Here is a 12,188-nt window from a genome sequence, read left to right as displayed (position 1 = left end):
GTTTTACTCCGGCAGCAGGCTTTCGCCGGCAAACAACTCGGCTACCGTCTCGCGGCGACGGACTTCGAATGCCTGATCACCGTCCACCAGCACCTCGGCGCAGCGGCCGCGGGTGTTGTAGTTGGAACTCATGACAAACCCGTAGGCACCGGCCGAATGCACGGCCAGCAGATCGCCTTCTTCCAGCGCCAGCTCCCGGGCCTTGGCCAGGAAGTCACCGGTTTCGCAGATCGGCCCGACGATATCGTAGGCGCGTGCGGCGCTTTCGCGCGGGCGCACGGCGCTGACGTCCATCCAGGCCTGGTACAGGGCCGGGCGGATCAGGTCGTTCATGGCCGCGTCGACGATGGCGAAATCCTTGTGTTCGGTGTGCTTGAGGTACTCGACCTGGGTCAGCAGCACGCCGGCGTTGGCGACGATGTACCGGCCCGGCTCGAACATCAGCGCCAGGTCGCGACCGGCAAGGCGTTCGCGCACGGTCTTGATGTAGTCGGCCACCAACGGCGGCTCCTCATCGCGATAACGCACGCCGACGCCACCACCCAAGTCGATGTGGCGCAGGTAGATGCCGCAGTCGCCGAGACGATCGATCAGCGCCAGCAGGCGGTCGAGGGCATCGATGAAGGGTTCCAGGGTGGTCAGTTGCGAGCCGATGTGGCAATCGACGCCCAGCACTTCCAGGTTCGGCAGTTGGGCGGCGCGCACGTACACGTCTTCGGCGTCGGCAATGGCGATGCCGAACTTGTTTTCCTTCAGGCCGGTGGAAATGTACGGGTGGGTGCCGGCGTCGACGTCCGGGTTCACGCGCAGGGAGATCGGTGCACGCACGCCCAGCTCGGCGGCGACGACTTGCAGGCGTTCCAGCTCATCGGTGGATTCGATGTTGAAGCAGTGCACGCCGACTTCCAGGGCGCGGCGCATGTCTTCGCGGGTCTTGCCGACGCCGGAGAAGACGATCTTGTCGGCGCTGCCGCCAGCGGCCAGGACGCGTTCGAGTTCACCGCCGGAAACGATGTCGAAACCGGCACCCAGGCGTGCCAGGACGTTGAGCACGCCCAGGTTGGAGTTGGCCTTTACAGCGAAACACACCAGGTGCGGCATGCCGTCGAGGGCATCGGCGAAGGTGCGGTATTGGGCTTCGATGTGGGCACGGGAGTAGACGTAGGTCGGCGTGCCGAAACGCTCGGCGATCGCGGACAAGGCAACCCCTTCCGCGAACAGCTCCCCGCCACGGTAGTTAAAAGCGTCCATGGCGTTCCCTTAGTAAGTAGTGGTGTGGGTGTCGTGCGTATGGGATTTGGACTGCGACGACTTGGCCTGCTCTTCTGGGGACTTGCTGTCGTCAGGCAGGTACAGCGGACCTTTTTGACCACAGGCTGTGACAAGGCAGGCAACCGCGACGAGCGCAGCAAGGGAAGAGATCAGGCGCTTCATGGCGAAATCCTTGAAAATGCGTTAATTGCGCCGGAGTATACCGGCCACCCGGCAGCTTGCCTATGCAACGGGGCGCCCGTCCGGCGGGGCTAGCGGCCTGTGTGGTTAATTCCTGCAGGCCGCCAGGGCTTTTCGTAGCGCCGAGGCGCGCGCGCCGGTATATCCTTTGCAATCGCCGGGAAGCGCCCGTATCTTGCGGCGCTTGAGCATGAGCAGACATTTTCGAGGTTGCCGCAATGAGTTTGACTGAAGCCCGTTTCCACGATCTGGTCGATACCACCCAGCAGATGCTGGAGGATGTGTTTGACGAGAGCGAGCTGGACATCGACCTGGAAAGCTCCGCCGGTGTGCTGACCGTCAAGTTCGAAAACGGCACCCAGTTGATCTTCAGTCGCCAGGAACCGTTGCGGCAGTTGTGGCTGGCGGCCGTGTCGGGTGGTTTCCACTTCGATTACGACGAGGAAAGCGAGCGCTGGATGTGCGACAAGAGCGAAGAGCAGTTGGGCGAGATGCTTGAGCGCATCGTCAAGACTCAAGCCGGCGTAGAACTCGAATTCGAAGGTCTTTGATCCTGTGACCTCGAGCGCTCCGGCACGGCCACCCAAGCCGCTCTACAGCAACGTCAGCCCCGCCGTGCCGTCGCCGTGCACCAGCGTGTGCAAGCTCGACGAACACAAGGTCTGCCTTGGCTGTTTCCGGCACGTGGAAGACATCCGCCAATGGCGCTCGGCGGATGATGAGCGCCGGCGGGTCATCTGTGCCGAGGCAGCCACACGCAAGTCGCTGGTGTGATTTGTGGCGAGGGGATTTATCTGTGGGAGCAAGGCTTGCGCGCGATGAAGGGGACACGGTCAGGCAGGAAAACGAGGCGCCCTCATCGCGGGCAAGCCTTGCTCCCACAGTAGGATGGTGCGACGTTTCGCTAGATCCCCTCGCCACAAGGGGGCGGCACTGTCCATTGGCCGGGCAAATCCCACCTGACTTGTTTATTTATTGAGCTGTGTTAGTGTCCGGCTACGCCTCACCCCATCGAGGCCCATGAAAACCCCGTCTTCTTGTGGCGGGGTTTTGCTTTTTTCGTGCAGAAGAAAGGAGTCTGCCAGGATCATGACCGCACCTTCCATCACCCTTACCCGTCTGGACGTGCAACGTCTGGAGCGTTTGATCGACAGCCTGGATGAAAACCTGCCGGGCGTGATCGCGTTGCAAACCGAGCTCGATCGCGCCGAGACCCTGGTGGGCCACGATGAAGTGCCTGCCGATGTCGTGACCATGAATTCGCGCGTGCATTGCCGTGAGGAAAGCAGCGGCAAGGACTATCACCTGACCCTGGTTTATCCACAGGACGCCAATGCCGATGAAGGCCGGGTTTCTATCCTCGCTCCGGTCGGCAGTGCATTGCTGGGCCTGAAGGTTGGCCAGCACATCGATTGGCCGGCCCCCGGTGGCAAGACCTTGAAACTGACGTTGCTGAACGTGGAATACCAACCCGAAGCGGGCGGCGATTTCTCTCTCTGAAACGCTTCAGGCCAGGGCCAGCGCCTCGTTCAGGGCGCGTTCCAGGTCGGCCTTGTAGCGCAGGTACAAATTGCTCGAACAACTGTTGTCACCCACCAGGCCCGAAAGGTCCAGGTCGGTGATGTAACAGCGGTAGCGCTGGGCCTCGCGGCGCTGGTTGACGATTTCCCGGGCGACGACGCGAAACAGCTGGTCGCCATGCTCGAGTTCGGAAAACTCCTGCTGGTCGCAATACAGGGTGACATGCACCTGGCCATGTGCTGCCTTGCCGATGATCGCCTGTACGTCATAGAACGGTTTGTTCACCGGCGTCTGCGGCGCTTGCCGCGCCTCGACCCGCCGTGCCCGACCGTTGCCCGAGGGCAGGAGCTGGTAATACAGGGTTTCCAGAGACACCGGCTGGGTTGCCTCCAAAGGCAACAAGGCGTCGCGGCGGTACAGCACCGATTGCAGGAAGCGCTGCAGCGGTACCAGCAGGCTCTGTTCGTCGTGATAAGGCACTGTCTGGTGCCAGAGCGCGTTGAACTCGTCGAGCACGTACAGCGTGGCGGTCTCTTCGTTGACCCGGTAGAACACCTGGATGCATTCGGGCTGGCCCATCGGCAGGATCAGTGCCAGGTCATGTTCCTCCAGGGCCATCGGGTCCAGTTGCAGCGGGCTGTAGGCCGTCAGTTCCTCGCCCAGGTAGTCGATCAGCGCCGACAGGCTGTCCAGCGCTACGTGGTTGACCTGGCCCGGTACCAGTTCCAGCACGTGATAATGCTGTTGGACCTGAAGCAGATAGCGGTAATTGAGTCGGCTCAACAGCAAGGTCTGCGCCGTCTCGATGACTTCTTCGACCCGTCTGGCAATGAACTGCGCACGGTTGTGACAGAAGCAACGCACCCGCAAGCGCGGCTGGCGCTGCGTGGTGGGCAAGTCGTTGAGGTAGTCGCGCAGGCAGTCGAGCAGGGCGTGTTCGCCGTCGAAACGGTTGACCAGCACTTCGTTCCAGCTGTTGAGCGTGACTTGGTCGAGGGTCAGCACCAGGTTTTCCCGCACCCCTGCGTAACTCAGCGAGTCGGTACGCTCGGTGGTCATCAGGATGTTCAGATCACGATGATGCTTGAGCGGATCGACGCCGACGTTGACCAGGACCAGCACTTCGCTGGGTACGCTGGCATGCAGCAACTGTTCTTCATCGACGCTGCCCAGGGGCAACGCGATGGACTGTTGCAGGCTACCCAGCAGGTTGAACAGCTCGAATTCGCTCAGGTCGCTGGCGCCGGGGTGCAGCGCCAGGCGCGTGCTGCTGTCGATCACGCCGTTGCGATGGCACCAGGTGAGCAGTTCGAGCAATTCACGGCTGCGCTTGATCGGCGCGAAATTTTCCCATTCCAAGGCATTGAGACTGCCGTTGTACAGGCCCCATTGATTCTGCCCCGGCTCTTTGCGATTGGGCGACTGGACCAGTGTCAGGGTGTCCTCGGCCAGGTCCGGGGCGATGCCGGGGTTGATGAATTCGATCTTGTCGGCCTTGCGTTCGAAGGCGGCATACAGCCGTCGGCCGAGGACATTGAGGTCGCGCTTGTTGAGCGGGCTGACGGTTTGCTCGGTGCGGGCGAACTGGGTCAGGAAGCGATAGCTGTGGGTGAGTTCGTTGACCAACGCACGCCGCTCCTGACTGGCCTGGCGGACTTTCCACTGGCTGCGGCTGTCGAGCAGCGCCAGCTGGCGCTGGTCCCAGCCCCATTCCCGGGCCAGGCGTTCGAGCAGAGCCCGTTGCCAGCCGCCGCCACGCCCCTGGCCGGTGAGCTTGCGATTGACCTTCAGGTACAGCGCCCGGCGGATCAACTCAAGGCGTTCGGGCTCGCCGCGGACGTTGAGGTATTCCTCGATGCGGCGGTAGATCACCATGTAGGGATCCAGTTCTTCCAGGTCCAGGCGATTGGCGAACACGGCCTGTTTGAAACGCAGGCTCAGGCAGCGCACGTTCGGGTGTTCGCTGGCGTAGACCTCGGTCAGCAACAGCTTGAGCACCGATTTGTAGGGTGACTCGATGCCCTTGAACAACTGCCAGAGCCCCGCGCCGATGAACTCCCCCGGCGGGATATAGGCCAAGTGTCCCAGGTCCAGGGTTTCATCCGCGCGAATGAAGCGCTTGGAGATCAGCGTATGGGTGTATTGCTCATAGTTGTCTTCTTCGTAGACCGGCACCAGCCACCAGATCGGTGTGCGGCCGGCCAGCCAGATCGCGGTACGGTAGAACTCGTCCAGCAGCAGGTAATGCTGGGTGGTGCCGCAATCTTCGGAACTGAGCTGGTTGTCTCGCTCGCCCCGCACGAAACGCGCCGGGTCGATCAGGAAAAAATGCGCTTCGGCCCCCTGGGTCGCGGCCCAGGCTTCGAGCAATTGGCATTTCTTGCGCAGCTCGGCCAGTTCGTCGTCGCTCAGGTCCGGCCCATGGCAGACCCACACATCCATGTCGCTCTGATCAGCCTGGGCCAGGGTGCCGAGGCTGCCCATCAGGAACAGGCCGAGAATCGGACGCGGTGGATGGCTGCCGTGCCGCGCCTTGTAGGAAAACGAACGGGTCAGCCGCTGGGCCTCGGCGAGGATGCTGGCGTCGGGCTCGTAGTTCGACAAGCCGGCGGGTGTGCTCCCCGAGACATAGCCTGGCAACAGCGGATGGTTGACGTGAAAGAACAGCGGCAGCAGCGTCAGCACACTTTGTTGGCGGGGTGACAGGCCCTCCAGGGCGCGCTCCATCCGCACGCCGTTGAGCTTGAGAAAACGCGCGCGCAACTGGCTCAGGACCTTGCGATCGATTCCCTCGTCCAGATCGGGGCGTATTTCGTGGTTGCGGGTCATGTCAGCTCAAACCGGCTCGCGGTCTCGAACGTGGGAGATCACAGGTGATGGCAGGTTAGCGCCCGGGTTTGCGAATTCTTAAGTGGGAAGATGATCCAGGTGTCGGATTTTTTACCGGGTCATCGATGCGCCTGCGGAAATCCCCATGAAGGTGATTTCCGTGGGCGACAGGGCCAGTCAGGCGGCTTCTTGAACGCTCAGTATCGTCAGGACAGTTTGAACATTTTGCGCGGCGTCCCGACCCAGGCTGGTCAGGTAGCCACCGTCGGGCTGGGTGATCAGTTCTTTTTCGAACAAGCGTTGGGCGGCAGCGATGGCTTTAGGGGCAGCGGTCTGATGAATTTTCAAGCCTTCCTGGGAACTGTCCAGGTTGAAGAGTGCGAGGATTTCCAGTTCGGCAACCAGCTCAGGGGTAAGCGACATAAGGACTCCAGACTTTCTAGGAATTTGATCGACAGCGTCACTAAGGTGAGCGCACTCGGTTGAGCTGTCCAGTGCCTGCGTCATGCTTTTTTTGTTTTGGGGGCGGGGTGCCAGTGTTCTGTCAGGCAAACACACCCTGTGGCGAGGGGACTTATTTGTGGGAGCAAGTTTGTGGGAGCAAGGCTTGCCCGCGATGAAGATAACGCGGTCTGGCAGGAGAACGAGGTGCCTGCATCGCGGGCAAGCCTTGCTCCTACAACAGGGGGCTTGCCACAAGGGTGCTGTCTTCAGTTCTTTTCTGGTGGCAATTCAGGCAGCTTGCGCAGGGCCGTTTCGTACCATTCGGTGTCGAAAGGCCGGTCCTCATCGAGCATGGCGTCAATCTCGTACGCCAGCACGTGAGCCATGAGGTTGAGAATGTCCTCGCGCTCGTAGTTCACCAGGGTCAGCTTGTTGAAGGCAGCCCTGGCCGCTGGCGGGTTGTCGCTTTCGATCTGGTTCTCGATGGCCTGGATCAGCGTGTTCTCGACGAACTCTTCTTCGTCATTGTCGATATCGTTTGGCTCGCTCATGGCCGGCTCCTGGGAGAAAGATCGCCAGTTTACCTGCATTCAGCGGCGTGATGCGTCTGGCAATAAACGCCTCGGCGGTCTATAACCCAAGGCTGCCAACCCCACACGGCCTGGAGGCATCTGGAATGCTCAAGCTTTATGGTTTCTCTGTCAGTAATTACTACAACATGGTCAAGTTGGCGCTGCTGGAGAAAGGGCTGCCTTTCGAGGAAGTCACCTTTTACCCTGGCCAGACGCCCGAAACGCTGGCCATCAGCCCGCGCGGCAAGGTGCCGGTGCTGAAGACAGGGCAAGGGTTCATCAACGAGACCAGCGTGATCCTCGAATACCTGGAACAGACCCAGCCAGGCCAGGCCCTGTTGCCCCGCGATCCGTTCGAGCGTGCCCAGGTGTTGACCCTGTGCCGGGAGATTGAGCTGTACATCGAGTTGCCGGCGCGAGCCTGTTTTGGCGAGGCGTTCTTTGGCATGTCGGTGCCCGACGCCATCAAGGAAAAGTCCAAGGCCGAATTGCTGCTGGGGTTTGCCACGCTAGGTCGACACGGCAAGTTCTCGCCCTTCGTGGCAGGCGACCGCTTGAGCATTGCCGACCTGTATTTCCTCTACAGCGCTTCGCCGGCCTTGCAGGTAGGCAAAAAGCTGTTCGACATCGACCTGATGGCAGACATGCCGGCGGCCAAGGCATTGCTGGAGCGCCTGGAGCAGAATCCGCACGTGCAGCGGATTGCGGCGGACCGGGAAGCGGCGATGCCGGGGTTTTTGGAGATGATCGCTGCCAAGAAGTGAGTTTTTTGGTGTCTTGACGGATGCCTTCGCGAGCAAGCCCGCTCCCACATCAGGTCTTCACTGAACACAGATATTGTGTACATGGAGATCCATTGTGGGAGCGGGCTTGCTCCGGGCGGCGATCCGACGAAGCTTTTGGCTTTTGCTTTTAGCGGCTGGCGAGCAACGCCTGGCCGCGCGCCACGGCCGCTTTGACCTGCGCCGGCGCGGTGCCGCCGATGTGGTCGCGGGCATTGACCGAGCCTTCGAGCGTCAACACGGCAAACACGTCCTGCTTGATCTGGTCGCTGAACTGGCGCAGCTCGTCCAGGCTCATCTCAGCCAGGTCCTTGCCGCTGTCCACGCCATATTTCACGGCATGGCCGACGATTTCGTGGCAGTCGCGGAACGGCAGGCCACGGCGCACCAGGTAGTCGGCCAGGTCGGTGGCGGTGGAGAAGCCGCGCAGGGCCGCTTCGCGCATCACCGCGTGCTTGGGCTTGATAGCCGGGATCATGTCGGCGAAGGCCCGCAGCGAATCGCGCAAGGTGTCGGCGGCGTCGAACAGCGGTTCCTTGTCTTCCTGGTTGTCCTTGTTGTAGGCCAGCGGTTGGCCTTTCATCAGGGTCAGCAGGCCCATCAGTGCGCCGAACACCCGGCCGCTCTTGCCCCGTACCAGCTCCGGCACGTCGGGGTTTTTCTTTTGCGGCATGATCGAGCTGCCGGTGCAGAAGCGGTCCGGCAGATCGATGAACTGGAATTGTGCGCTGGTCCACAGCACCAGTTCTTCGGAGAAGCGCGACAGGTGCATCATCGCGATGCTGGCGGCGGCGCAGAATTCGATGGCGAAATCGCGGTCCGAAACATTATCCAGCGAGTTGCCGCCCACGGCGTCGAAGCCCAGCAGCTGCGCGGTGTATTCACGATCGATCGGGTACGTGGTGCCGGCCAGCGCGGCGCTGCCCAGGGGCATGCGGTTGGTGCGCTTGCGGCAGTCCAACAGGCGCTCATGATCGCGGCTGAGCATTTCGAACCAGGCCAGCATGTGATGCCCAAACGTGACAGGTTGGGCGGTCTGCAAGTGGGTGAAGCCCGGCATGATGCTCTCGGCTTCGCGCTCGGCCTGTTCCAGCAGGCCTTTTTGCAGGCGGGTGATTTCGGCCAGGATCAGGTCGATTTCATCGCGCAGCCACAGGCGGATGTCGGTGGCCACCTGGTCGTTGCGGCTGCGGCCGGTGTGCAGTTTCTTGCCGGTCACGCCGATGCGGTCGGTCAGGCGTGCTTCGATGTTCATGTGCACGTCTTCGAGGTCGACGCGCCAGTCGAATTGGCCGGCCTCGATTTCACCCTGGATGGTCTTCAGGCCATCGATGATGCTGTCGCGCTCGGCATCGGTCAGCACGCCGACCTTGGCCAGCATGGTGGCGTGGGCGATCGAACCCATGATGTCGTGGCGATACAGGCGCTGGTCAAAATTGACGGAGGCGGTGAAGCGGGCGACGAAGGCGTCGACGGGTTCACTGAAGCGGCCGCCCCAGGACTGATTGGTCTTGTCAGTGCTCATGAATTCGCTCGTGATCGGCTGTGGAGAAAATAGCGGTTAAAGGCTGCGGCGGATGATAGCAGGGTTGCCGGGACTGGCGCTGGCACTGGTCGGCAGGTTTTTTTCGATCGAACTGGGATCCAACCGTGTTTCGCACAACGATATTTTTCGATTGAGCAATATCGTCGTGGCAACCGTCTACAGTGGACTGTAGGACTTTTGCTTTTTTCATCCATGGCGCCGCGAACGGATAAAAAGAAGGGGGAGCTCATTGATCAGATCGAATGATAACTATCCCTACGGCCCCTACGGCGAAGCCGTGCGACATCAGGCCTCGGGCATCGGTCGACAGGCACTGGTAAAGATAGGCGCCCGCCTCGCGGCACTTTTTGGCCCTCGGACGAGTCTTAGCGTGGATCGCGGTGACGGATGTCACTTTCCCTGTCTACGCTATCCTTGTGCGAGACTCACGCAGGAATCCAGCGCAATATGAATGTCCTGATCGTTGATGACGAACCACTGGCCCGTGAGCGCCTGAGCCGTATGGTTGGCGAGCTCGAGGGCTACAGTGTCCTGGAGCCCAGCGCCACCAATGGCGAAGAGGCGTTGGCCCTTATCGACAGCCACAAGCCGGATATCGTGCTGCTCGACATTCGCATGCCTGGCCTGGATGGTTTGCAGGTCGCGGCGAAGTTGTGCGAACGCGAGTCGCCGCCCGCAGTGGTGTTCTGCACCACACGGGACGATTTCCCGCCCGAGGTGTTGCAGGCGGGTGCGGTCGGCTACCTGGTCAAGCCGGTGGCGAGCGACGCCTTGCTCGACGCCTTGCGCAAGGCCGAGCGACCCAATCGCGTACAACTGGCGGCGCTGACCCGTCCGGCGGCCGAAAGCGGCAGTGGCCCACGCAGCCACATCAGTGCCCGTACCCGCAAAGGTATCGAGCTGATCCCCTTGAACCAGGTCGTCTATTTCATTGCCGACCATAAATACGTGACCTTGCGCCACGAAAGTGGCGAGGTGTTGCTCGACGAGCCACTCAAGGCCTTGGAAGACGAGTTCGGCGAGCGCTTTGTCCGCATCCATCGCAACGCGCTCGTGGCGCGCGAGCGTATCGAGCGTCTGCAGCGCACGCCCCTGGGGCATTTCCAGTTGTTCCTCAAGGGTCTCAACGGCGATGCGCTGATCGTCAGCCGGCGCCATGTGGCCGGTGTGCGCAAGATGATGCAGCAGCTTTAGGTCACGGTTCCAGGGCGTGCGCGTTACCTCGACAGGGTATTTGGCGGCCAGGGAGGCCTTGGGGTCGTGATTCAAGTCAAAGCGGTTTTGACTGAGCTGTTATTATCTGCCGTATCTTTTAAGTACGGATTGATCCATGTCCCCTCGCGAGATCCGCATTGCCACCCGTAAGAGTGCCCTGGCCCTGTGGCAGGCCGAGCACGTCAAAGCCCGCCTGGAAGCCGCTCACCCCGGCCTGATCGTGACCCTGGTGCCCATGGTCAGTCGCGGCGACAAGCTGCTGGACTCCCCTCTGTCGAAGATCGGCGGCAAGGGCCTGTTCGTCAAGGAGCTGGAAACCGCGCTGCTGGACAACGAAGCCGACATCGCCGTGCACTCGATGAAGGACGTGCCCATGGACTTCCCAGAAGGCCTGGGCCTGTTTTGCATCTGCGAGCGGGAAGACCCGCGCGATGCGTTCGTGTCCAACACGTTCCCCAGTCTTGAAGCGCTTCCGGCCGGCAGCGTGGTGGGCACCTCCAGCCTGCGTCGCCAGGCCCAGTTGCTGACCCGCCGTCCAGACCTGCAGATCCGCTTCCTGCGCGGCAACGTCAATACGCGCCTGGCCAAGCTTGACGCCGGCGAGTACGACGCCATCATCCTCGCCGCAGCCGGGCTGATCCGCCTGGGCTTCGAGGATCGCATCACGTCGACCATCAGCGTCGATGACAGCCTGCCTGCCGGTGGGCAAGGCGCCGTAGGCATCGAGTGCCGCAGCGCCGACAGTGAAATCCATGCGCTGCTGGTGCCGCTGCACCATGAAGACACCGCCACGCGGGTCGTCGCCGAGCGCGCCCTCAATAAACACCTCAACGGTGGTTGCCAGGTGCCGATTGCCTGTTATGCCGTGCTGGAAGGCGATCAGGTCTGGTTGCGCGGCCTGGTGGGTGATCCGGATGGCAGCCGTTTGCTCAGTTCCCAGGCCCGGGCGCCGCGCCATGACGCCGAGGCGTTGGGTGTGCAGGTGGCTGAAGATCTGCTGCGTCAAGGCGCCGACGAGATCCTCAAGAAAGTCTACGGCGAGGCGGGTCACGCGTGACGGACTGGCGGCTGCTGCTGACCCGGCCGGCCGATGAGTCGGCGGCCCTGGCGGCTGTCCTGGCCGACGCGGGCATCTTCAGCAGCAGCTTGCCGTTGCTGGACATCGTGCCGATTCCCTTGTCCGATGCCGGGCGCACGATCCTCCAGACGCTGGACCAATACTGCGCGGTGATCGTGGTGAGCAAGCCGGCGGCGCGCCTGTGTGTGGGAGGCCTGCGTCAATATTGGCCCAGTCCTCCCGACCAGCCGTGGTTCAGCGTCGGCGCCGCCACCGGACAGATTCTTGCCGATGCCGGCCTCAACGTGTTTTATCCGGACAGCGGCGACGACAGCGAAGCCTTGCTCGAACTCCCCCAACTGCAACAGGCGGTCGATCGGCCCGGTGCACGGGTCTTGATCGTGCGTGGCGAGGGCGGGCGCGGTTTGCTGGCGGAGCGTTTGCGCGAGCAAGGTGCTAGTGTCGACTATCTGGAGTTGTACCGACGCGGCCTGCCGTATTACCCGGAAGGTGAGTTGCCGGCCAGGGTCGAAGCGGAACGCTTGAACGCACTGGTGGTCAGCAGTGGGCAGAGCTTCGAGCATCTGCAGCGGCTGGCCGGTGATGCCTGGCCCGACCTGGTGCGGCTACCGTTGTTTGTTCCAAGCCCAAGGGTCGCCGAGATGGCGCTTGCCGCCGGGGCCCGAACAGTTGTGGATTGCCGTGGCGCCAATGCCGCGGCTTTGCTGGCGGCGTTACGGGAACAGTCCGTGCCGTTTTCTAATGCAAAG

Annotated in this window: 12 protein-coding genes and 2 pseudogenes; 8 read left to right on the top strand and 6 right to left on the bottom strand. The window is 61.8% G+C overall.

Annotated features, from left to right (window positions below; all coding sequences use genetic code 11):
* Positions 1-3 precede the first annotated feature (3 nt).
* Both lysA and lptM read right to left on the bottom strand, forming a co-directional pair.
* The gene (gene lysA / locus ACODSJ_RS10920; RefSeq protein ID WP_489101735.1) at positions 4-1,251 is read right to left on the bottom strand and encodes a diaminopimelate decarboxylase; all 1,248 of its coding nucleotides are present in this window, start codon (positions 1,249-1,251) and stop codon (positions 4-6) included.
* 9 nt (positions 1,252-1,260) lie between these two features.
* On the bottom strand, positions 1,261-1,434 hold the full coding sequence (lptM, locus tag ACODSJ_RS10915) for an LPS translocon maturation chaperone LptM (protein WP_260957198.1): 174 nt from the start codon (positions 1,432-1,434) through the stop codon (positions 1,261-1,263).
* Positions 1,435-1,670: 236 nt separating this feature from the next.
* Here lptM and cyaY point away from each other — a divergent pair, with 236 nt between their 5' ends.
* From cyaY to rnk, 3 genes are all read left to right on the top strand, one after another.
* Positions 1,671-2,003 (top strand): iron donor protein CyaY, encoded by a 333-nt coding sequence (cyaY, locus tag ACODSJ_RS10910; protein WP_260957199.1) that lies wholly within the window; start codon positions 1,671-1,673, stop codon positions 2,001-2,003.
* Between the two features lie 4 nt (positions 2,004-2,007).
* A complete protein-coding gene (locus ACODSJ_RS10905; protein ID WP_489101734.1) occupies positions 2,008-2,226 on the top strand; it encodes a DUF1289 domain-containing protein in 219 nt (72 codons plus the stop codon).
* 315 nt (positions 2,227-2,541) lie between these two features.
* Positions 2,542-2,952 (top strand): nucleoside diphosphate kinase regulator, encoded by a 411-nt coding sequence (gene rnk / locus ACODSJ_RS10900; protein WP_489101733.1) that lies wholly within the window; start codon positions 2,542-2,544, stop codon positions 2,950-2,952.
* A gap of 6 nt (positions 2,953-2,958) precedes the next feature.
* Here rnk and ACODSJ_RS10895 read toward each other — a convergent pair whose 3' ends face one another.
* The 3 genes from ACODSJ_RS10895 to ACODSJ_RS10885 all read right to left on the bottom strand — a co-directional run bounded on the left by ACODSJ_RS10895 (position 2,959) and on the right by ACODSJ_RS10885 (position 6,797).
* Positions 2,959-5,802, bottom strand: coding sequence for a class I adenylate cyclase (locus ACODSJ_RS10895; protein ID WP_489101732.1), 2,844 nt, complete (start codon positions 5,800-5,802; stop codon positions 2,959-2,961).
* Positions 5,803-5,979: 177 nt separating this feature from the next.
* Complete coding sequence (locus ACODSJ_RS10890; protein ID WP_003206789.1) at positions 5,980-6,225, bottom strand: TIGR02647 family protein; 246 nt, start codon at positions 6,223-6,225, stop codon at positions 5,980-5,982.
* 287 nt (positions 6,226-6,512) lie between these two features.
* Positions 6,513-6,797, bottom strand: a complete 285-nt coding sequence (locus ACODSJ_RS10885) for a hypothetical protein (RefSeq protein WP_489101731.1) — start codon at positions 6,795-6,797, stop codon at positions 6,513-6,515.
* 125 nt (positions 6,798-6,922) lie between these two features.
* On the opposite strand from ACODSJ_RS10885, the gene ACODSJ_RS10880 reads away from it, so the two are divergent.
* Complete coding sequence (locus tag ACODSJ_RS10880; protein ID WP_489101730.1) at positions 6,923-7,582, top strand: glutathione S-transferase family protein; 660 nt, start codon at positions 6,923-6,925, stop codon at positions 7,580-7,582.
* A 148-nt stretch (positions 7,583-7,730) separates the two neighbouring features.
* Here the strand turns inward: ACODSJ_RS10880 and argH are convergent, their stop codons facing one another.
* Positions 7,731-9,125, bottom strand: coding sequence for an argininosuccinate lyase (argH, locus tag ACODSJ_RS10875; protein ID WP_489101729.1), 1,395 nt, complete (start codon positions 9,123-9,125; stop codon positions 7,731-7,733).
* 132 nt (positions 9,126-9,257) lie between these two features.
* On the opposite strand from argH, the pseudogene ACODSJ_RS10870 reads away from it, so the two are divergent.
* The 4 genes and pseudogenes from ACODSJ_RS10870 to ACODSJ_RS10855 all read left to right on the top strand — a co-directional run.
* A pseudogene (locus ACODSJ_RS10870) lies at positions 9,258-9,597 on the top strand (sensor histidine kinase); the annotation flags it as partial.
* Complete coding sequence (locus ACODSJ_RS10865; RefSeq protein WP_489101728.1) at positions 9,594-10,340, top strand: LytR/AlgR family response regulator transcription factor; 747 nt, start codon at positions 9,594-9,596, stop codon at positions 10,338-10,340. The pseudogene ACODSJ_RS10870 and the gene ACODSJ_RS10865, both read left to right, overlap by 4 nt.
* A 136-nt stretch (positions 10,341-10,476) precedes the next feature.
* Positions 10,477-11,418 carry a hydroxymethylbilane synthase gene (hemC, locus tag ACODSJ_RS10860; protein ID WP_489101727.1) on the top strand — a complete coding sequence of 314 codons (942 nt, stop codon included), beginning with the start codon at positions 10,477-10,479 and terminating at the stop codon, positions 11,416-11,418.
* Positions 11,415-12,161: pseudogene (locus tag ACODSJ_RS10855) on the top strand (uroporphyrinogen-III synthase); the annotation flags it as partial. The gene hemC and the pseudogene ACODSJ_RS10855, both read left to right, overlap by 4 nt.
* Positions 12,162-12,188 lie beyond the last annotated feature (27 nt).

It is taken from the genome of Pseudomonas sp. FG6, assembly GCF_057809015.1.
This window is presented reverse-complemented; position numbering and strand designations above follow the sequence as displayed.